The 21,145-nt window shown below is 68.0% G+C and carries 16 protein-coding genes and 2 pseudogenes; 8 read left to right on the top strand and 10 right to left on the bottom strand.

Going from position 1 to position 21,145, the window contains the following annotated elements:
- Window positions 1-336, top strand: a pseudogene (locus JF781_RS22300) (integrase core domain-containing protein); the annotation flags it as partial.
- Window positions 337-524: 188 nt separating this feature from the next.
- Window positions 525-1,826, top strand: a complete 1,302-nt coding sequence (locus tag JF781_RS22295; protein WP_308011591.1) for a pyridoxal-phosphate dependent enzyme — start codon at window positions 525-527, stop codon at window positions 1,824-1,826.
- A gap of 301 nt (window positions 1,827-2,127) precedes the next feature.
- Here the strand turns inward: JF781_RS22295 and JF781_RS22290 are convergent.
- A pseudogene (locus tag JF781_RS22290) lies at window positions 2,128-3,480 on the bottom strand (phosphopantetheine-binding protein); the annotation flags it as partial.
- Window positions 3,481-3,605: 125 nt separating this feature from the next.
- The gene (locus tag JF781_RS22285; protein WP_225329675.1) at window positions 3,606-3,893 is read right to left on the bottom strand and encodes a hypothetical protein; all 288 of its coding nucleotides are present in this window, start codon (window positions 3,891-3,893) and stop codon (window positions 3,606-3,608) included.
- A 324-nt stretch (window positions 3,894-4,217) separates the two neighbouring features.
- Here JF781_RS22285 and JF781_RS22280 point away from each other — a divergent pair, with 324 nt between their 5' ends.
- The gene (locus JF781_RS22280; protein ID WP_225329674.1) at window positions 4,218-5,480 is read left to right on the top strand and encodes a DegT/DnrJ/EryC1/StrS family aminotransferase; all 1,263 of its coding nucleotides are present in this window, start codon (window positions 4,218-4,220) and stop codon (window positions 5,478-5,480) included.
- 45 nt (window positions 5,481-5,525) lie between these two features.
- Here the strand turns inward: JF781_RS22280 and JF781_RS22275 are convergent, their stop codons facing one another.
- The gene (locus JF781_RS22275) at window positions 5,526-6,899 is read right to left on the bottom strand and encodes an FAD-binding protein (protein ID WP_225329673.1); all 1,374 of its coding nucleotides are present in this window, start codon (window positions 6,897-6,899) and stop codon (window positions 5,526-5,528) included.
- Between the two features lie 177 nt (window positions 6,900-7,076).
- Between JF781_RS22275 and JF781_RS22270 the strand changes: the two genes are divergently transcribed.
- Both JF781_RS22270 and JF781_RS22265 read left to right on the top strand, forming a co-directional pair.
- The gene (locus JF781_RS22270; RefSeq protein ID WP_225329672.1) at window positions 7,077-8,960 is read left to right on the top strand and encodes a N,N-dimethylformamidase beta subunit family domain-containing protein; all 1,884 of its coding nucleotides are present in this window, start codon (window positions 7,077-7,079) and stop codon (window positions 8,958-8,960) included.
- Window positions 8,957-10,267, top strand: a complete 1,311-nt coding sequence (locus tag JF781_RS22265) for a hypothetical protein (protein ID WP_225329671.1) — start codon at window positions 8,957-8,959, stop codon at window positions 10,265-10,267. Before JF781_RS22270 ends, JF781_RS22265 begins: the two co-directional genes overlap by 4 nt.
- On the opposite strand, the gene JF781_RS22260 is transcribed toward JF781_RS22265, so the two are convergent.
- The 4 genes from JF781_RS22260 to JF781_RS22245 all read right to left on the bottom strand — a co-directional run bounded on the left by JF781_RS22260 (window position 10,264) and on the right by JF781_RS22245 (window position 13,787).
- The gene (locus tag JF781_RS22260) at window positions 10,264-11,652 is read right to left on the bottom strand and encodes a carbon-nitrogen hydrolase family protein (protein WP_225329670.1); all 1,389 of its coding nucleotides are present in this window, start codon (window positions 11,650-11,652) and stop codon (window positions 10,264-10,266) included. The genes JF781_RS22265 and JF781_RS22260 overlap by 4 nt on opposite strands.
- On the bottom strand, window positions 11,649-12,587 hold the full coding sequence (locus JF781_RS22255) for an alpha/beta fold hydrolase (RefSeq protein WP_225329669.1): 939 nt from the start codon (window positions 12,585-12,587) through the stop codon (window positions 11,649-11,651). Before JF781_RS22255 ends, JF781_RS22260 begins: the two co-directional genes overlap by 4 nt.
- On the bottom strand, window positions 12,584-13,243 hold the full coding sequence (locus JF781_RS22250) for a TetR/AcrR family transcriptional regulator (protein WP_225329668.1): 660 nt from the start codon (window positions 13,241-13,243) through the stop codon (window positions 12,584-12,586). The genes JF781_RS22255 and JF781_RS22250 overlap by 4 nt, the downstream gene beginning before the upstream one ends.
- Window positions 13,244-13,433: 190 nt before the next feature.
- A complete protein-coding gene (locus tag JF781_RS22245) occupies window positions 13,434-13,787 on the bottom strand; it encodes a hypothetical protein (protein ID WP_225329667.1) in 354 nt (117 codons plus the stop codon).
- 370 nt (window positions 13,788-14,157) lie between these two features.
- On the opposite strand from JF781_RS22245, the gene JF781_RS22240 reads away from it, so the two are divergent.
- Together JF781_RS22240 and JF781_RS22235 are read left to right on the top strand one after the other, a co-directional pair.
- A complete protein-coding gene (locus tag JF781_RS22240) occupies window positions 14,158-14,850 on the top strand; it encodes a response regulator transcription factor (protein WP_374109733.1) in 693 nt (230 codons plus the stop codon).
- On the top strand, window positions 14,843-16,258 hold the full coding sequence (locus JF781_RS22235) for a cell wall metabolism sensor histidine kinase WalK (RefSeq protein ID WP_225329665.1): 1,416 nt from the start codon (window positions 14,843-14,845) through the stop codon (window positions 16,256-16,258). Before JF781_RS22240 ends, JF781_RS22235 begins: the two co-directional genes overlap by 8 nt.
- A 216-nt stretch (window positions 16,259-16,474) precedes the next feature.
- Here JF781_RS22235 and JF781_RS22230 read toward each other — a convergent pair whose 3' ends face one another.
- From JF781_RS22230 to JF781_RS22220, 3 genes are all read right to left on the bottom strand, one after another.
- On the bottom strand, window positions 16,475-17,809 hold the full coding sequence (locus JF781_RS22230; RefSeq protein ID WP_374109732.1) for an MATE family efflux transporter: 1,335 nt from the start codon (window positions 17,807-17,809) through the stop codon (window positions 16,475-16,477).
- Window positions 17,810-17,825: 16 nt separating this feature from the next.
- On the bottom strand, window positions 17,826-18,035 hold the full coding sequence (locus JF781_RS22225) for a hypothetical protein (RefSeq protein ID WP_225329664.1): 210 nt from the start codon (window positions 18,033-18,035) through the stop codon (window positions 17,826-17,828).
- A 508-nt stretch (window positions 18,036-18,543) separates the two neighbouring features.
- Window positions 18,544-19,251 carry a YoaK family protein gene (locus JF781_RS22220; protein WP_225329663.1) on the bottom strand — a complete coding sequence of 236 codons (708 nt, stop codon included), beginning with the start codon at window positions 19,249-19,251 and terminating at the stop codon, window positions 18,544-18,546.
- Between the two features lie 398 nt (window positions 19,252-19,649).
- On the opposite strand from JF781_RS22220, the gene JF781_RS22215 reads away from it, so the two are divergent.
- Window positions 19,650-21,026: a SagB family peptide dehydrogenase gene (locus JF781_RS22215; protein ID WP_225329676.1), complete on the top strand. Its 1,377-nt coding sequence runs from the start codon at window positions 19,650-19,652 to the stop codon at window positions 21,024-21,026.
- Window positions 21,027-21,145 lie beyond the last annotated feature (119 nt).

Here is a 21,145-nt window from a genome sequence, read left to right as displayed (position 1 = left end):
ACCACGTGCGTACCGATCTCGTGGAGTCCGCGGTCGCGATGGCGGTGGCAATGCGCGGCGAGCATGCCGACCTCGGCTCTTGGTACACCTGCGCGCAGCTCGCACGCTTCGCTGACCGGCACACAACGTGGCCCGCTCGGTCGGCCGTACCGGGGTGTGTTGGGATAACGCTGCATCCGAATCATTATGGGCCACATTGAAAGTCGAGTTCTATGACCGGTACTTGTGCCCAACCGGGCGGCGGCTAAGCTCGTTGTCGGCGACTGGATCGAGCGGGTCTACAACCGGCGCAGACGACATTCGGCTATCGGCATGATCAGCCCGGTCGAATACGAAAACACATTCACTCAGACGGCACAGGCCGCCTGACCCTATGTCCACCAAACGGGGTCAAGCCCAGTCGTACAGTTACGTGTCATGGTTGCCTCGATCGGGAAGTACATGCCACGTAAGCCCGGATCACCGCACTTTCACCGAATCCACCGCGGTGGTCGACCGGAAAATGCCTGGGGTGGTCACCGAAGATGGGTCAGACCTCTAACCATGCTCGATCGGGAATTCGCCGTCGTAACACTATGAACGCACGCTATCTTGGGTTTCTCCGTTGTCCCCGGTGCGAAGTGCAAGCAACAGAAGACCAAGCATCGTTGGGATGCCCGGCCTGCGCCCGCCACGGCATCGGAGTCAATCTGGCCCCTGCATACGCGTTGGCGCCGGGTCCCTTGCCGTGGCAGGCGTCCCAGCCGGGCATTTTCGGCTTTCGCGGATTGCTGCCGTTGGCGCCCGACGACGTCCCGGTGAGCCTGGGCGAAGGTGGGACGCCTCTGGTTTCGTTGCGTCGGATGGGGACACGACTGGGCTTGCGCAGACTCATGCTCAAAGACGAGGCGCGCAATCCGACATGGTCATACAAGGACAGGCTCGCAGCGGTCGCCGTCACGAAGGCGGCGGCCTTTGGAGCTTCAACCGTCGTCGTCTCCTCGACCGGCAACCACGGCGCAGCGGTCGCCGCCTACGCCGCCGCCGCGGGGCTTGGCTGCGTGGTGCTCACCGTGTCTTCAGTGCCGCGCGAGATCAGGATTCTGATGCAGGCCTACGGCGCCTGCGTCGTCGCTTACGACAACGGCCCGGACCGGTGGTCGGTGCTGCGGGCGGCGGTCGAGGCGTTCGGCTGGATGCCGGTATCCGGGCTTGTAACTCCCCAGATCGGCTCCAATCCGTTTGGCATTCAGGGGTACAAGACGATCGCCTTCGAGCTGTGGCGCCAACTCGGCGAAACGCCCGACGTTGTCGTGGTGCCAACCGCCCACGGTGACGGGTTGGCCGGTCTTCGCCGGGGATTTTCCGACCTCGTCGGTTTGGGTCTTATCAGCCGCATGCCCAGGTTGGTCGCGGTCGACCCGTTCGGCGCCTACGTCGGCGGGCTCCATTGCGAAGAAGGAGAGCAGCCAACGGTTGCCACTCAGCCGTCAATGGCGTTTTCCGTGGCGACGCGAAGGGCCACCTATCAGGGATTGGACGCCATAAAAGCCACCAACGGGACGGCAATCGCCGAACCAAGCAATGACGCGATCGCCCGCATGCAACTCGAATTGGCCTCGACCGAAGGCATTTACGCAGAAGGGGCGTCCGTGTTGGCGGTGCTCGCAGCTCAACAACTTGCCGAGCGGAAGTGGATCGATCCTGATGAGAGCGTGGTGGTGTTGTCGACGTCGACCGGGTTGAAGGACCCCGGCTCGTCCGCGAGCCACCTGCCGGATCTACCGGTGCTTGAACCCACCCTGACAGCTCTCGAAGGTGCGCTGCCGAAAGGCATGTGCCGGTGACCGCGGTGATCGTGGCCCCACCCGACAGCCGGTTGCTTGCGACGTTGTATTCCATGTGGAAGTTCGTAGCGCGACTCAGCTCCGGGTCGATCATGGCGGCGCCAGCGCGCGCACTTTTCCGGCCGCCTCGGCAGGATTCCTCACGCGGCGATGTTCTCGGTTGGCCGCCGACCGCCCGGCCCAGGCGTTTCTTGCGGAACACCCACGGCGCGATGGGATTTCCCTGCCAGCAGGTCGACGACGGCACGTGCTCGCCGCGCATCACCAGCGACGCCGGTCCGACGGTGGCGCCGGTACCCGGCCGGGCCGTCGGCAGCGCCACACTATGCGGGCCCGGCGTAGCTCCGGATTCCAGGACCACCGTGCCGGTGCGCATGATCCGGTCGTGGAACAAATGCGTCTGAACCACGCAGCCGCGGTTGACGCTGGCGCCGCTGCCCAGCGCGCGCAACCACAGGTTCAACACCGGCGTGCCGCGGGCCCCCGCGCGAACCAGGGGCCGCCACCGTCTGCACGAAGGCTTCAGACACCTCGTTGCGCCACACGAACGACGACCACAGCGGCCGCTCGGTCACCCGGATGCGGCCGACCGACAACCATTTCGCCAGTATCGTGGCAGCGCCGGCGATCGCGCCGGCCGCCAGCAGCACGACACCGCTGCCCAGAGCAGCCCAGCCGTAGCCGAATTCGCTTGCCAGCCAACGCAATGCGTCCACGACGGCGACGCCGATGGCAATCATCACCATCAACGGGATCAGCTGGCAGGTCTCGACGAGGGACCGCAGCGCTTTCAGCTGCAGCGACCCGCAGGTGCTCGGAGCCCCCGCGCCGGTAGGTGCCCTGCTGCAAGCGTGATAGCAGCAGCCGCGCTCCGAAGACCGCGATGGCTATGCGCCCCGCCGGGGTGATGAACAACAGAAATCCGGCGATGATCCACCACCCGTCGACCGTCACCGGCCATGACAGCAGCCGCAGCGGGCCGGCGACAGTGTTGCCAGCGCCAGCCACCTCACCCCACTGCATGCCGTCAGGGTCGGCAGCGGTAGCGACAGCAGCACCTGCGCGGCCTGTGTCCACCACGGGCGTCGGGCGCACCGCGTGCGGCGCGACGCGGACCGGCGGATCGAACTCATCGATAAAACGGGCCAACGACGACAGCCGGGGATGGTCGTGGAGCTCGGCTATCGTCATCTGCGGATAGCGGTGGCGCAGCGCTTCCACCAGCTGAGCCGCCGACAGCGATTCGCCACCCAGCGCGAAGAAATCGGCGTCCGGCCCGTCGATGGCAGCGCCCAATACCTGGCGCCACGGCCCGGCCAGCCAGCCCATCGTGTCCCCGAGGTTTGGCGATTCATTCGCCATTTCGCCAACCGGCCACGGCAGCGCGTCCTGGTTCACTTTGCCCGACATGCGGGCGGGCAACTGCTCAACGAGCACCAGCCGCGGCACCAGCGCCGCGGGCAGCGTTTGCTCCAGCGCCGTCCGTGCGGCCGCCACATCGAACGATGGATCGATGCTCACGATGTAGCCGACCAGCAAGCTCGCCGGCGCCGGGCGTGCGCCGCACGGCGGCAGCTGCGGCGCTGACGCCGAGCAGATTCACCAGCGCGGAATCCACCTCGCCAAGCTCGATGCGCCGACCCCCGACCTTGATTGCCCACACACCGAAAACAAGAGTGTGTACGGTTCGGCCTGGAACACCCAGAAAGGTAGGGAAGCAATGACCGACACAACCCCCCACCCCTCCGGCCGCCACCACCCCCGGTGGACTCGCTGGCTCTACCCAGCCGTTGCCATTACCGGCATCGCGGTCGGCATCTTCGTGATCGTCGCGGGTCTATACCTTCTGTTCGCGCACCCTAACTGTTGTGGCTCCATGAATGGAGACATGCCGTGTTGTGCCGCCATGAGAGAGGACATGAAGAAAATGATGGACGGCATGAAGATGCCGATGGGAAACATGCCGAATACGCCTGGCATGCCGTCGATGTCGCCAATGCCATCGATGCCGAGCATGTCCCCGATGCCGAACATGCCCATGCCCAGCCCTGGGCGGTAAATGCGCAATGCGAGGAATCGTGCGACGAAAATTCCTTCCCCTTAGGCAACACATGATCGTCAGAGACGGTTCGTGGGGGCGGATGGTCGGCCACCTACCGCCCGCTGGATCATGGGTGCACCGCCACAGTTTTGTGTCGGTGAAGTCGTATGAAAGGACCGATTCTCGTCGGAGGACTCGACCGCAGCTGTCATTAGGGCCCGCACGGCGGCAAGCCCGTTTTCGTCAGGCACTCAAGACGTCCCGGGAACGTAATCTCGCGTTAAGTACGCCGGGACTGGCTCGGTGCATTGGGTAACCCAGCGGTGCCCGCCAAGACGAGGAGAACGTGAATGGCCACGCTCGCGATCGCCGGGGGCTCGCCGCTGTGGCAAGACGGTTGGCCGGCGTGGCCGCAGCATGACGCGCGCACATCCGAACGGGTCGTCGCCGCGCTGGGCAGCGGCCGGTGGACGGTCAGCAGCGGCTGGACCGGCGCGCAGCCCTACGAGCAGGTGTTCGCCCGTAGGTTCGCCGAATTCGTCGAGGTGCCGTATTGCGTGAGCACCGACCACGGTTCGAGCAGTCTGATGATCGCATTGGAGGCGCTCGGGGTGGGAGCCGGGGACGAGGTGATTGTCCCGGTGCTGACCTGGGTGGCCACGGCGACGGCGGTGCTCAATGTCAACGCGGTCCCGGTGTTCGTCGATGTCGACCCGCAAACCGGATGTATGGATCCCCGGGCCCTGTCGGCCGCGGTGACCGAGCGAACCCGCGCGGTCACCGTCGTGCACCTGCACTGTCGAATGGCCGATATGGACGCGATCGGCGCCCTGGCGGCCGCGCACGGGCTGCCAGTAGTCGAGGACTGCGCGCAGGCGCACGGCGCCCGCTGGGGAGGCCGGCCGGCCGGCTCGCTGGGCGCGGTGGGGGCTTTCAGCATGCAGCAGGGAAAGGTGCTCACCTGCGGTGAGGGCGGCGCCGTCGTCACCAAGGATCCGGCGCTCTACGACCGGCTCCAACAATTACGGGCGGATGCCCGGCGTTATCCCGCCGCCGAGCCGGACATCGGCTATCCCTACCTGGTCGAGGCGGGCGAGGTGATGGGCACCAACCACTGCCTGGCCGAGCTGCCTGCGGCGCTGCTGCTCGACCAGCTCGAACGGTTGCCCCAGCAGTTGCGGCAGCGGGCCCGGGCGGCCGAGCTGCTCGACAGCGAACTCGCCGGGGTGCCGGGCGTGCGGCCCATGGCCCGGCCAGCCCAGCTGGAGCTGCCAAGCATCTTCGCCTACACCGTGCGCCGCGACCCCGGCGCCTTCGCGGACGCGCCGACCGATCGGGTGTGCGCCGCGCTGGCGGCCGAACTCGGCCTGCGCGTGTACCGCTCGGATCGGCCGCTGCACGACAACATCCTGTACTGCCCGCAGACCAAGGAACGCTACCGGTGGCTGCATGACCGACTGCGCGAGGCGGCGCAGCAACGCTTCCCTGCGGCCGAGGCGCTCTACGAGAACCTGATCCTGTTGCCCCACCGCGCCCTACTGTCCGAGCCCGCCGGCCTAGAGGCGATTGTGGCGGCCTTCCACAAGGTCGCCACACACGCAGACGAGCTGTGAGCCGCTGACTGACCGCCGGCTGGCCTGCAGCGTGCCGGCGCATGGTCAGGACGTCGACGTCAGCCCGGTCGCGGTCCAGTGGGCCAGAGCGAGCGTGGTGAGCGAGGGGTTGGCCGCCCCGGAACGAGGGAAGGACGCCGGGCCGACCACGTAGGCGCCGTCCACGGCGCGCAGCCGCCCGTGCTCGTCGACGAGATCACCGCCGAGCGGCAGCGTCCCCGCCTCGTGATCGACGGACCCCAGTGGCCACCCATAGGTCGCCGGTGCCCCGACCGGCAGTCCGGTCACCTGCATCATCGCCGTGTCGAACGGTTCGGGGGCGGTGCGGAAATCGCCGAACCGCAGCTCCGGAGCGCGGAGGCCGACGCCCGCCGCGACGTTCGTCCACACACGACCGAGCAGGTCGCGCTGCGCGGCCAGCACGTCAAGGTCGTCCGGCGCGAAACCGGGCTCGATCAGGCCCGGCCACGGCGATCCGGCCATGGGCGTGAACGACACCCGGGTGTGCGCGGATCGCACCTGCTCCCCCATCGCCCACACGTCGAGCAGGACCTCTTCCGGGTGGCTGTCGGGCGCGTCCCTGAGGCGGACGAAGACGTTGCAGCGGGCAGTCGCATCACCGGGTGCGTACCACAGGGCGTCTAGCGAGCCGGATACCCCGAGCGCCGCAGCCGGCAACCGGACCACGAAACCGCGCACGAGGTGATCATTGAGCCCGATCACCGGGCCGTGACCGGCCAGCTCGGGAAGTTGGGCCACCAATCTGGTGTTCTCCAGCGTCCCGGCGGCCAGCACGACCCCGCCGGCGGAGATCACCTCCTCCGCGCCGTCGGCACGCCGTACCCGAACCCCGCGGACCCGCCCCCGACCAGACACCAGCTCCACCGCCTCACAGCGGGCACGGATCTGCGGCCCCCGCCCGCCAGCGCAGCGGTCGAACGGGGTGTATGCGCGCCGAACGCCACCCTCGGACCGCACCGCCTGCGGGACCGGGCGAAGCAGCGTGCCCAGCGCCGCCGAGACTGGATCGGGCGGCCGAGCAGGCGGCGCCGGCGCCAGCGGGCCGCCAGCCCAGGCCATGAGATCGCGCTCGACGTCGTCGTACAGCGACTCGAGTAGCGCCGCCCGAATGCGCTCTGGCCAGCACAGATCGGCCAGCGCCCAGTCGTCCATCCGGATGACCACGCCGTGCCAGCGCAGCGACCGCCCGCCGACCTGGTCGGAACGCCGCACAACCTGGTAGTGCGGCGGCAGTGAACTGTGCCACCGCACTGCTGGGGTGGCCGGCCCGAATCCGGTGCCCACCCCTCCCGAGTCCAGCACCAGGACGTCCCGGAGACCGTCGGCGGCCAGCAGGCGGGCGACTTCGAGGCCGCTCAAGCCCGCGCCGACGACCACGACATCGGCCGTGACACCCACTCCACGCCTCCACTTCCCGTCCTGGCCGGCTAATGCCAGATCACGCCGCCCCGGCATTTCACCCGGCACCTGCCTACCATGTCGCTAGCTGGACCGGGACGGGAGGATCATGTCGACACGAACGGGATCAGGCCCTGTTCAGGCGAACCGCGCGGCGCACACGAAGGCCGTGCGCGGGTGACCGCCCTGGCGTATCCGTCGAGCGTGAGCGTGCCGGCCGGTGGGCGGCTGGTGCTGCACGTGTCCACGCCCGCTGAGCGCTACCGCGTCGGCTTCTACCGAGTGGGCCGCGACATCACGCCGATGGGGAGCAGTTCCTGGCGGCGGGGCCACCTGCTGCCCGCCGGTCTGCCCGATCGGGACTGGGGATGGCCGCCGGAAACGTTCGACGTCCCCGCTGACTGGCGGTCCGGCGCCTATCTGGCGGTCATCCTGGACGACGAATCGGACGCCGATGTGCCCGGCTGGCTGCCCGACGTCGACGCCCGGTCGGGTCAGGCGTTGTTCGTGGTGCGGCCCGCGGCAACCGGGAAACACGCCGCTGTGCTGTACAAGCTTTCGCTGGCCACCTACCACGCCTACAACTTCTCCGGTGGCGGCAGCATGTACCACACGGCCTCGTTCGTACCCTCGATCGCCACCACTCGGCTGACCACACGCCGGCCCGGCGGCGGCACCGGAGGGGCCCTCTCATTCCCCCAGGACGTCGACGTCTACGACACCGCCACCCCGCGGGAGGGATTCGCGCACTGGGACGCTCCGATGATCTCGTGGCTGGAACGTGAGGGCATCGAGGTCGACTACTGCACCGACTTCGACCTGCACCACGATCCCGCCGTCCTCATCGGGTACCGCCTGCTGCTCAGCGTCGGGCACGACGAATACTGGAGTGCCCGGATGCGTGACGGGGTGCACGCTTTCGTCCGTGCCGGCGGGAATGTCGCGTTCTTCAGCGGCAACACCGCCTGGTGGCGCATCGACCTGGACGCGGCCGGCGATCTGACCTGCGTGCATCCGCCGGCCAGCCACCCGTCGGGCGGCAACTGGTGGCGCAGCCGGCCAGAGAACGGGCTCACGGGAGTCAGCTACCGGCAGGGCGGCGGCTGGTGGGACGGCGAACGGGAGCCGCTGGGGTACACCGTCCAGCACGCCGGCCACTGGGTCTACCAGGGACTGGGCCTGCACTCGGGTGACGTCTTCGGCGCCGGCGAGCACCTGGTGGGCTACGAGTGTGACGGTGCGGTGGTCGAGCCCGGCCCCGCAGGGCGGCTGCGGGCCGCCGGAACCGACGGGACACCGGCGGACTTCGCGGTGCTGGGGCTGGCGCGCCTGGGAAAGGGATGGCAGGACCGGCCGGCGGGACCGGCCGCGAACGCCGTGCTCGGCGCCTACACCGACACCGGAACGGTCTTCACGTGCGGCACCACCGACTGGCCCCGGGTGCTGGCCCGCGGCGACGACCCGGTGGTGGCCGGGGTCACCCGCAACGTCATCGGGCGCCTCGCCCGGCACGGTGTCCGCGTGCTGGGGCCGTTCCCGGTCCGTCACCGCCGCTGGCTGCTGGTCGCCGGTGAGGTTGCGACCTTCCTGGTCGATGTCGACCGCCCGGTCGCGGAGACCGCGCGGTTCAGTTGGACGGTCGCGGTGGGCGACGGCGCGGCCGAGCCGGTGCCCGGACGGCACACCTGCGAGATCCGGGTTCCCGAGACGCCGGACCTGCTCACCGTGACGGCCACTGTGACCGAGGGCGATGGTCAGGAGTGCTTCGGGTGGACCACCGCACCCATTCTGTCGCGCACCCAGTTCACCCAGATCGATCTGCTCTGCCGGCTTCGCGACCTGGTGATCCAGGCGGTGCCCGCGCTGGATCCGGTCGCCGAGATCGGGCCCGGCAACCGTCCCTTCGGCGACCCGGAGTGGGACCCCCTGCGCGACGGGCTGCGCAAACCGCTGTCCATGCAGGGTTTCCGGAAGCTGGCTAAACTAGCGAGCACCATCGCCGAGCGGGCCGCAGCAATTGCCGAGGCGGATGCACCGGTTGGGCAGGGGGAGGACCAATGAGCGCGCTCTGGGACATCGACACGACGCCGATACCCGGCCCGGCGGCCAGCTGGCGGTCAGCCGCGGTGCAGCGCGACGCGACCTATCAGACATTGCTGAACACCGTGCGTGAGCAGCTGGCCGCTCAGCTGCCGGCCGGCCCCGCGCTGCCGGTGCTGATTCCGACCGTCGGTTTCGGCGGGCAGAGCGTCCGGGTGCTCACCCACACCATGCGGGAGCTGTCCAGGCAGCGGGCGTCGGTGCCGATCTCGGTGGTGCTGCTGGTGAACCGGCCGCAAACCCGGCCGGCGGATGACACCGCCACCCGTGCGCGCCAGCTGGGCGAGGCGCTGGGCTGCGACGCAGTGCGGTTCGCCGTCGCCGACGTGGCGTTAGCGCAACGCACCCGTCTCGGGGTGTTGCGTCAGTTGATGCTGGACGCGGTGCTAGACGCACAGCAGTGCGATCCAGAAGTCACCCGCTGCGTAGTGGCCGACGACGACATCGTGCGGCTGCCGGCCGGAACGCTGGCCGGGTTGCTGCGGGTGGTGACCGGTAAGGCCCGGCTGGCGCTCGGCCCAGTATTGTTCGACAGCCCGCAATCCACCCCGGCCGCCATGCTGCCGGCCTTCTTTGCCGCCGATGCCTTCCGCGCATTGCTGGCGGCCAGATCTCTGCGCCGGCTGCGCCAACCCGGCACTTCGTCCCGGGCCGCCCACGCGGAGTTCGGTGAGCACGCCGAAGCGATCGCGCTGAGCTGCAACCTGGCCGTGCGGGCCGCGACGGTGCGCGAGGCCGGCGGGTTCGCGCCGCTCAACGAGATCACCAACCTGGTGCGCGATGTGCACGGCCTCGGCGGCGCGGATGCGATCACTGCCACCTGGGACTTCGATCCCGCGTGCGAGAACGTCCTGATCGACCTGTGGCGCCGGTCCGTGCATATCAGCGCCCGCCGTGCGCTGCCCGCCTATCTCGCCCACGGCGTGCCGACCGTCGGCCAGTGGCGCGCCTGCCGCTTCCGGGCATCCCGGGTCGATCCGGTGCGCGTAGCGCCACCCGACTCGATCGAACCGGTCCGTCTTTCGACGCTGCGTGGCCGGGACAAGGAGGCTGTGCTTGCCGAGATCAGTGCCGCCCTGACCACCACGCTGCGCTACTTCCCGCACGACCCCGAGATGATCGAGGACTGCCTGGCCGCCCTGGGTCTGACCCTGGAGTCGCTCTGGGTCGAGAACGGGTCGGCCGCCCTGTCTGTCCGAATCCGGCGGGCGCCCGGCCTGCTCGACCGGTTGATGGCAGTGCAGGACTTGGTGAGCGAGCCGCTCTAGCGATCCATCCGCCAGCGGCGTCGAAGGGCGAGCGCGGCGAGCGACACGAAGCCCCAGCTGACGGTGGTGAACGACGCCGCCACCGCGATGCGGTAGGCGGGGGTCTCGGCGGCCTCGGGGCGGAAGGCGAGCAAGCCGAAAGCATTCGCATTAGTCCAGCATCCGGCGGCCAGCGGCCAGGCGACGCGGCGCGGCAGCTCGGGCACCGCGGCGCCGACCAGCAGGGAGAGTGCACCGAGCGCGATCAGGTCGAGATGCCACTGGCGCAGGCGCGGCGTCGAGCGAATCCCGATCCGACGCGCACGCTCGGCATCGGCGATCGCGAGCGCGTAGGGCCATCCCGTCACCGCCCCGGCTGCGAGCTCGACCAGGCCGGACAGCACGAGCGTCTCGTTCGTTCTCGCGCGGGTCATGCGCTCCACCTCCGAATCGTCTGCGGGCCCGTTGCCCGCTGGGGGACTCCCAAGCCACTGGCGGTAGGCGCGTCGACCGAGCCAGCCCTGATAGGCCCAGGCGAACGCGGGCAGCGGGCCTCGCGGGCGAAGCCAGAAGCCCGGGGCTGGATCCCGCGAGGGGTTGGCGGCGCCGGTGGGCACCGTGGCGGCCGTCACCCCGGGGCCGGACTGAGCCGGCCTCTCGGCGAGCACCTCGCCGTCGCGGTCGCAGATCACGCTGGGGCCTTCGTATTCGCCGCGGTAGCGTCCCGGCATCCCGGGTAGCGGGCAGGTGATCGGCCCGCACAGCGAGGCATGTACCACCGGGGCCCCGACGAGCGCGGCGAAGTCGAGCACGCTGCGCCGCGCCCGCTCCCGGTTGGCCGCTTCCCACCGACGGAGCACCGCGCGAGGCCGCCACTGGGGGATGCTCCACCACCCGGACCCGGCGAGGACAAGGTCGACGCGACCGCGGAGCCGGTGCACGGTCTGGGCGCGCATCAACTCCCAACAGAGGGCGACGCCAATCCGCAGGCCACCCGGCGCCTCGATCACGCCCGGGTCGTCGCCACCGGCGTAGAAGTAGTTCTCCCACATGGTCGGCAGATCCTTGTCGTGACGGCCGATGAGCCCGTCAGGGCCGGCGAGCAGGAAGGCGTTGCGGACGTCGCCGTCGGACCCGCGGCACAGGAAGGAGCCGCCAACCATGACCCGCTTGTCGGACGCGACCCGGGTGATCATCTCGGTGGCCGCGCCGTCCTCGGGCAGCGCGCCGCCGCCCACCTGCGCCAGGAAGGCCATGCCGGTGGTGAAGAACTCGGGCAGAACGATCACCTCGGCTCCCTCGTCGGCGGCGCGCCGGGCGAGCCGCTCTGCCCGGTCGAGGTTCGCCTCGACATCGCCCACGACGGGCTCGAGCTGGACGGCCGCGACGCGCAGATCCCCGGTCATCCCAACTCCTCCGCGAACCGAACGACCTGGGCGTTGAACGCCGTCGGGCGTTCCAGCATCGGCATGTGACCGCAACCCTCCAATACAACGGTCCGAACGCCTGATAGCTCGGCGTCGAGCAACTCGGTATCGCCGAGTGGGGCGATCCGGTCGTGCTCGGCGGCTAGCGAAAGGATCGGGCAGCGCACGTCGGCCAACCCCTGGCGGGGGTTTGAGCGCCCGATCGCCCGCACGGTCGGAAAGACACCCCGGGCACCGGCGCCATCGACGATCAGCGCGGCGGTGTCGGCGGGCAGGGCCGGTGGGTCGAGGACGTAAGGCGACAAGAATACGCGACGCAGCGCTTGCGATCGCACGACGAGGCGGCGCAGCGGTGCCGGTGCGGGCAGCCCCGCCGTCGCGATTTCCATCGCGATTGCCGCAGTCTCCCGCGGGCGCTCGCGAACGAACCTGGGCATCCCGCGCAGGCCGAGCACGTCACTGAACTGCAACACTGCTCCGGCGACGAGCACGATCCCGTCGGCCAGCTCCGGATGACGCGCGGCGAAGCGCAGCGCGATCGGGCCGCCCATCGAGTGGCCGACGAACACGACGCGCTCGATGCCGAGGCTGGTGACGAGCTCAGCCGCGGCGGCGGCAAACCCGTCGAGGGATGTGCCCGCGGCGGGCGATTCGCTTCGGCCGAAACCCGGTAGGTCCAGGGCGAGCACTCGACCCTGCTTGGCGAGCGTCGGGATCGCCTCGAGCCAATGCTGCCAGCGACCGCCCATCCCGTGCACGAGGACGAACGCACGGTCGCCGTGGCCGGTGTCGAGGTAACGAAGCCGCCGGCCGCCGACAACGGCGTCGTGTTCACGCGCCGACCAGTCGGTGCGCCGCCAGGCCGGCTCCGCGGGCCTGGCGTAGCCGCCGTCGACCGGGACGCGCTCGATCATTCGGCACCGCCCCGCGGTTCCAGCAGGCCGAGGGTGAGGACCTGGCGACCGAGCGAGACCACTTGCTCGAACTCCGATTCGGTGAACCCCATGTTGCCGGGAAGCAGGTGGGCCGCAATCACCCCATCCCACGCCGCCCAGAGGAACGCCGCCGCGCGTCGCGGATCGACGTCACGCATGACGCGGGCCTCGATGGCCTCGGCAATCGCCCCGGCCATCCGCTCGGTCTCGGACCGGATGCGCTGGGTCACCCGCTCGGCGGCGACGACGACCGGCCCGTCGGTCGGCGCATCCGGAGGCGGAAAACGAAAGATGCGGAAGTAGCCGGGGTTCTCGCTCGCGAACCGCAAGTACCCGTCGGCGAGCCCGACCAGGCGACCAATCGGGTCCTCACCGCCGCTGGCCCACCCCTGGTCGCAGTAGCGCTGGTCAAGCTCCAGCGCACGCTCGATCAAGGCGGCATAGATGCCTTCCTTGCCGCCGAAGTGCCCGTACAGCGATCCGATCGCGACGTCGGCTTCCTCGGCGAGCTGCTCGACGGTGGTCGCGCGGTAACCGTGGGTCAAAAAGAGGCGTTCGGCGGCGCCGAGAATCGCGCCCGCGGTGCGGGCCTTGCGCCGGTTTTGGCGGGTCTCGGCAGCCGTCCCTGTCTGCATAGTTGTAACAACATAGCAATATTAGAATCCCATTGCAATATCTGATCGGCGGCGGCGGCGAGGCGGTTCTAGCCGGCGCATCGATGACCGCCCACGGTTCTTCAACCCGCGGACGGTCATCAATTCGTACGGTTCTGTCCGGCTACTTGAGGTAACAGTCGCCTGGGCAGCAACGTATGCGTTAACGACTTCATCGATGGCGGGGATGTCCCACTCCGACGTTGCCCGAGGTACCCGATCCGATGTTTCCCCCGCCAAGCGGGGTTTGCACGCCGCCAGAGGTGCTCGACCCGCCGGCAACACTCCCCCCGCCGAACGGGTGTTGCAGGCCCGGGATTTGCACTCCACCAGAGGTGTTGGACCCGAAGTTTCCCCCACCAAACGGGGTTTGCACCCCGCCAGCCGACCCGCCGGAGACGCCGCCCGAGCCGGAGCCACTGGGTTCGGCGGCCGCGGAGGAGGCGGTGGCGATGCCGATTCCCAAGATTGCGGTGGCGGTGGCAGCAGCAAACAACGGCGCGACGCGACGCATTGAGATGGTCATGGTTGAATTCCTTTTCCACAGATTCCATTCGGCGTGCGATCCGGGGTTCGGATCGACTTCAACGTATGCCGGGGATGTGAAGAACCGATGAGCGTGCGATATGCGGCTGGTGTGGTTTCTTGTCGAGCCGATGTCCTTCACCCCGGTTGTCGGAGGAATCGCCTCAGACACCTGGCAGGTGGCCGTCGCGCGACCGACCACGTCGACGCCGACGGCGTCGGGTCGGGAACGACAGCGACGAGCAAGACGGTGGGCGCGATGAACAGCAGCAGGATGATTGCAAATTCAACGGCAAAGGCACGAGCTTTCGGCCCCGCTCGAACAACCGCCTTGCCAGCAAACCGTGATCGGCGTGCCCTACCGTGAACTCGTGAGCCCCACGGTGCTGGTCGTCGACGACGAGAAGAAATTACGGACCCTGGTGCGCGAATACCTCGAACGCGAGGGTTACGCGGTGCTCGAGGCCGCCGACGGCCAAACGGCCCTCGACCTGGCCCGGACCGCGGGCCCTGATCTGGTACTGCTCGACCTCGGCCTGCCCCGCTTGCCCGGTGACGAAGTGGCCCGCCTGCTGCGCAAGGACAGCGACCTACCGATCGTCATGCTCACCGCGAAGGCCAGCGAGAACGACCGGGTCGCCGGGTTGCGGCTGGGCGCCGACGACTACGTGGTCAAACCGTTCAGTCCGCGCGAGCTGGTGGCCCGCGTCGAGGCGGTGCTGCGCCGCAGTCGGCCTTCGGCCACCGAATCCGACATCTCCTACGGCGATGGACGGCTACGCATCGACACCGATCGCCGGGAAGCGCGTGTCGACGATGCACTTGTCGAGCTCACCCGCAGCGAGTTCGATTTGCTCGCCGTGCTCGCGTCCAGGCCGGGACGGGCCTGGACACGGCTGGAACTCGTCGGCCGCACCCAGGGCCACGCATTTGATGCCTACGAACGCACCATCGATGTGCACGTAAAAAACCTGCGCCGCAAACTCGGCGACGCCGCACCGTTCCAGCTGGTGGCTACCGTGCCGGGTATCGGCTACAAATTCGCAATCGACCGCGATGCCTAGTTTGCTGCCGGGCCGGTTCGCCCGCCGACTCGCGCTGGCCTTCGCGGCGCTCGGCGCCGGCTCCGCCCTACTGACCGCGGTCCTGGTCAACACGGCCTTCGCCGGACGGTTTCAGGACTACCTCGATAAACAGCAACACGCTCAGCAGGAGCAGCTGGTGGCGCTGTTTGCCGCCGACTATCGCCGCAACGATGCCTGGAGCCCCATGTCGCTGAACCGCATTGCGCCTACCGTGATCATGACCGGCTCTGAGGCCGAACTTCGCGATGCCTCTGGTCATCGCGTGTGGTCAGTGGCCGACGCCAACACCGACGCAGGCACACCCGAGATGCACCGCAAAATGATGGGCACCGGTGGCCTCGGGCCACCCCGCAGCTTGCCCGTTGTTGTCGCGGGCAGGCAAGTCGGTACCCTCGTCGTTCGCGTACCGCAAGGCGCAGTACCTACCGTGGACAAGGAATTCCATTCATCGGTCAACCGGCTACTGCTGGCCGGTGCGCTCACTGCGGCGCTGGTAGCGCTGCTCGTCGGCGTGTACACCGCCCGCCGCGCCACCAAACCCATCACCGAACTAACCAGCGCCGCCGGCGCTCTCGCCGCTGGACATCGGGACCGACGCGTCACCGCTGTTCCTAACAACGAAATAGGGCAGTTGGCAAAGGCTTTCAACACCATGGTCGAACACGTCGTAAAAGAGGATCAACTGCGCCGCGCTTTCACCGCGGATGTCGCCCACGAGTTGCGCACCCCGCTGGCAATCCTTCGCAGTGAACTCGAGGCAGTGCAAGACGGAATTCGCCAGCCCACCGACGGCGTCATCCGCTCCCTGCATAACGAAACCCTGCGCTTGACCCACTTGGTCGCTGACCTGGAAGCGCTGGCCTCCGCCGACGCTGCCGCGTTCACCCTGGACCGGCATCCGATTTCACTGACCAGCATCGTGGCCGACACCGCGGACTCGCTGGCCGGCAGATTCGACGAAGCCGCTATAGACGTGCGCACCGACTTCGACGAGGTATGGGTTGACGCGGATCCGGTGCGAGTTGCCCAAATCGTCGCCAATCAGCTGACCAACACGCTGAAGTTCGTGCCCGCCGGCGGCGCGGTCACCCTCACCCTGCACGAGATCGACGGATGGGCCGAGCTCGCCATCGCCGACACCGGGTCCGGCATTCCGGCCGACGACCTGCCGCACATCTTTGACCGCTTCTATCGCAGCCGCACCGCGCGCGCCGACGGCTCCGGCATCGGACTGGCGGTCGTCGCCCAGCTCGTCAAGGCCCATGGCGGGATGATCACCGCCCACAGCACTCCTGGCCACGGCGCAACATTCATCACCCGACTTCCCGCCTTGCGGCAGAATGGCACAGTCCGGACGGCGCGGGCCGACCAGCGGCCCACGGTCTGACCGCGCAGTCTGTAGGGGATTTTCACCGCAGCAGTATCGATTCATCGCGGTCACCGAGTCACAGTGAGTGCCGAGAACGGATGATGAGCTGTCGTGGGATGAGGGGCTGCTGCTTGCGGTGGTGGAATCCGTCGTTCGGCGCGCGTGCAGGCCGACTCGCCGACGAGGCGTTGGGCTAACCGTGCACGAAACTTCGGCGCATTGCCCACAAGGGCATTAGCCGGTGCCCTGCACCGTCCAACGACCGGACCACACCCGCCACCCCACGAAACCCAATCGCATCACCATGAAGGTGCCCAAACCCGACCAGACACCGGCGAGTCCCCAGCCAAAGATCAACGACAGCCAGATCAACGGCAAGAACCCGACCGATGCGCTGATCAGCGTGGCGTTGCGGATGAACCTGGCGTCGCCGGCGCCGACCAAGACTCCGTCCAGGCTGAACACGATCCCTTGGATCGGCAGCTGGGCGATCAAGAACCACAACGGCACAGCGATGGCGTCCAGAACTGACCGGTCGTGAGTGAACAACGTGGGCAGTACCGGAGCGCCCAGGCCGAACATGAGAGCAAGCAGCGTCGCGGCGGCCAGCGAATACGCCGCCACATGCCGGGCCACCGACTTGGCACGCACGGTCTGGCCTGCCCCCAATGCCGCGCCCACCAGCGACTGCGCCGCGATCGCCAGCGCGTCGAGCACCAGCACAGCTAAATCCCACAGCTGCAGCAGCACCTGGTGCGCGGCCACCGCCGCTGTGCCGAACCGGGCGGCCACCGCCGCGGCGGAGATGAAACAAACCTGGAACGACAGGGTCCGAACGATCAGATCGCGGCCCATCAGCACTTGGGCGCGCAGCACAGTGCGGTCGAGCCGCAGCGGCACCCGCTCGGCCAACAGCGCGCGCCCGAACAGCAATGCTGTCAGCAACTGGCCCACCAGGTTGGCCACCGCCGAGCCGGCCAGGCCCAGGCGGGGCAAGCCCAGCCAGCCGTACACCAGCGACGGGCACAGCAGCGCCGACAGCCCGAAACCGGCGACCACATAGCGCAGGGGTCGCGCGGTGTCCTGCACCCCGCGCATCCACCCGTTACCTGCCAGCGACACCAGGATCGCCGGAGCGGCTACGATCGCGATCCGCAACCACGGCAACGCCGCGCCGGCGATCTGCCCGCGTGCGGCGATCGCCGACACCAGCGGCGCCGCGGCGGCCTGCACCATGACGACGATCAGGGCGCCCAGGCCGAGCGCCAACCACGTGGCCTGCACTCCCTCCGTGACCGCCGATGCCCGGTCGCCGGCACCGAAGTGGCGGGCGGAGCGTGACGTCGTGCCATACGACAAGAACAGGAACTGGACTCCGACCAGGCCGAGCACCACGGCGCCGATGGCCAACCCGGCCAGGCTCACCGCACCCAGGTGGCCCACCACCGCAGTGTCGAATAACAGGTAGAGCGGTTCGGCGGCGAGCACCGCGAGCGCCGGCAGGGCCAGGCCGGTGATGCTCCGCTCCAGGTCGCCGACGCGGCGGCTTCGCGGACCTGTCGGCGGCACAGCCGCCGGGTGCTCGTCAGGCAAGTGCCGTGACCAGGGCAGTGACAATTTCGGCGGCAGGACCGGCGGTTGTATCGCTGGCGGCCAGCATGTCCCCGCCGCCGCCGAACGTCGACATGATGGCGGCCACATCCACCGCGGCTTTGGCCCGCGTCGGCACCGGCCCCTGCTGCGGCTCGGTCTCTATAACCACCGTCGCCGCCTCGGCCTGTCGCGTGGTGCACACGATATCGATGATGCTCTCTCAACTTCCCCTGGGCGCGCGCCGACCACTGCCGGCTTCCGACCGCCGCATAGACCAGCTCGACCACCGCCGGCTTCGGGCAACCGTGGCGGCCGAGCCCAACACCCACGACAGTATCGTCAGCCAGGCAGACGCAGGGTGGTCCAGCGGTGCCTGGCTAATCGCGGAATTGTCCAGCAGATCGCAACGGGCCGCGTGGCCAGCCGATGTGCGCGGGGCGCGCGAAACGACCCGGTGTCGGTCGTTACCCGTGGCAAATGAGTGCCACCTCAGTTTAGGGGCGCTCGGTCGGGTGGTGGTCGCCTACCAGCCAGGACGACTGCGGTCGGCGTCGAACATGATGGAGGTTTCTAGCCCCTCAGCGTGCATGTATGTCCGTGCACTCAGAGCGCACATTGCGCGGCAGCGCATGACCGCGCGTGCGACAGGATGTACGGCATCAGTAGTGCACGTGTCGCTGCCGAGCGATCCGGCGGGCTGAGATGACTCGCTACGCGGGCTCGACTACCGCTGCCACCGGAGCCTCGCGGGCGCCGCGACGGCGGTATTGCAGCATGATGACCGCGGCCAGAGCTAGGCAGGCGACGGCGGGGGGAATCAGCGCGTGGTCACCAATCCGGTTGCCAAGCAGCACGCCGGCGGCTGCGCCCCCGACGAACAGCAGCACGGTCGTCGTCAGCACGGTGGCCTTCCACTTGTCCACCCGGTGGCGGTGGCTGCGGCCCAAGAGCAGACCGAGGTCGGTAATCGTGCCGGTGAAGTGCGTGGTGCGAATCGGCATCCCCGGAAGATTGGACGTCATGCCGTTCTGCAGCCCGCATGCGCACGCGGCGAGGAGCGCCCTGCCGATCGGGTGCTCAACGCCGGCTGCGGCGAGCAGCAGCGCGGCTTCGGCCAGCAGGACGGCAGCGTGACGAGGGCCAGCAAAAGTCCGCACGGCAGCCAGCACCGCACCCGCCGCAATGGCTCCGAATAGAAATCCAAACACGATCGCCGCGATCATGCGGCCCTGGTAGATGAGAGGATTCGTGCTATGCATACCCGCCTTGGTGGTCAAGGCGGTGAGGTTCCCCACCGGAAATGCCCACACCAAAAGGGCCACCGAATTGACGAACCCCGCGACCGCGGCGAGCAACCCACTGTAGCCGAGCAGAACCACCCGCGGGATCCAGGTCTCGGGAATCGGCCAGGTTGGCATCGTCTCTACCCTGTCGGTGCTCGGTCGGCCACATACGCAAACGCAGCAATGTTATCAAGACCCCATGCGGGGCGCGGCAACCTCGGCGCGCGGCTCGACGGCCACTGTTATCGCCCCCCTCCCAACCGACCCGCCGCCCGCCGTGCCCGGAGCGACTATTTGATGGTCATACTCCCTTCCGTTCTCACGGAAGACCGAACGGCAGCGCCGTGTTACGTGTGGCAAATGTGCACTTCGCGATTCGCGTTTCCCGTTTTGCGATAGGTCCGTCACGTGCACGCTATCCGCTGGCTTGCTGGTGAGCCCGCGCCGGAGCTGCTAACCCGCATGAATTGTGCCTCGCTTACGCTGAGGGAGTCGACACGGTGGATCAAATCGGAAGCGGAAGGGTTCGCGGATTGCCCGACGTCACATACGCCGCCCAAACGAGATTCGCGTTCCGTTCCGGTGTCACCTGCTTGGTCACGCCCGTTGGAGCCGTGCTGCTGAATCCTCCGCGCAGCGAGAAACTGACCCGATTAACCCCCGGCCAGCTACAGGCACTCAAGGCTCTGAACCTCGGGCCGGCAACGCTGTCGGAGATACTCACGAAGGCGGGCGAAAGTGGCGTCGGCACGCTGATAGATCAGCTCACCACGAGCGGTTGGCTGGCGGTCACGGTGCGCGACGAAAAGAACGATTTTTACTCCATCCTGCCGGTCGGACGGCCCGCGATGCGGCCGGCGCCGATGTCGCCGCGATCCTTCGCGTTATCGAAATTTGCTGTACTGCACCGAGACTCAGAGGGCTTGGTCCTTGAACATCCGCTGGCATGGTGTGATGTGCGCATTCACGACTCACGCCTGCTTGTCCTACTCGACGGGCCTGCAGCAGACGCCTCAGGCGTGCCGAGCGCCGTCGCTACAGGGTTCATCGAGGATCTGCACTGGTGCGGCATCCTCACCCAGCTCGGCGACGAAGACGGCAGGTTCGATGCCCTCAGCTGGAGCGCACCGGATCTGTGGTTTCACCGCCGCAGCACGCTGGGTCAACGCACCGTCACCTGGGAGCGGTTCGGCCCGACCAAGTGGGCGAAGGGTCGATTCCCACAGCCGCCGGCGCGCAGGACGAATTATCCGGGTGAGCCGATCACCCTTTCGGTTCCCGATCTGACGGCCAAACGAATGCAGGACCCGACTTTGACGGCCGTCCTCGAAGACCGAGTTTCCACAAGGACATTCGATGACGCCCGCCCGATTACTATTGGGCAGCTGGCCGAATTGCTCTATCGCACAGCGCGAACACGGAAAACCGAACTCGTCGGTGACGGCGAGGAACTCGTGTCACGCCCATACCCTTCTGGTGGCAGTCTCTATGAGCTGGAGCTCTACCCTGTGGTGCGCAATGTCGCCGGACTCGCGCCGGGGATGTACCACTACGACTCGTTCGACCATGTGCTACGCCCTGTCGCCGGAGCAGATTCGAAGGCCGTGTCCCAGCTGTTGAAACCGGCCGCAGCGACTCTCACCGGAGGTGCCGAGCCGCAAGTGCTCGTCGTCATGGCTGCACGTTGCGGTCGCATCATGTGGACCTACGAGCAGATCGCCTATGCCGCCATCCTCAAAGATGTCGGCGTCCTCATGCAGACGATCTACCTGGCCGCGACCGCGATGGGCCTCGGCGCGTGCGCGCAAGGCTTCGGTGATACCGCCGCTTTCGTCGCGGCCACCGGTGTCGATGAACTACAGGAGTGCAGCGTCGGCAGTATCATCGTCGGTTCACCCGCCCCGAACTAGCCTTCGGCGAGAACCTCCTCGTCGGTCAATGCTGCGACGTCGAGGCAGTGGGGTGCAATGACGGCCAGGGCGCGAATCGGGGCGGCCGACATTGAATCGACGCCGAACCCAAAGAAATC

Origin of the sequence: Mycobacterium sp. WUMAC-067 (genome assembly GCF_020217485.1) — a bacterium.
Taxonomy (GTDB): domain Bacteria; phylum Actinomycetota; class Actinomycetes; order Mycobacteriales; family Mycobacteriaceae; genus Mycobacterium.
The sequence above is the reverse complement of the archived record's forward strand: the minus strand, read 5'-3'. Positions and strand labels throughout refer to the sequence as shown.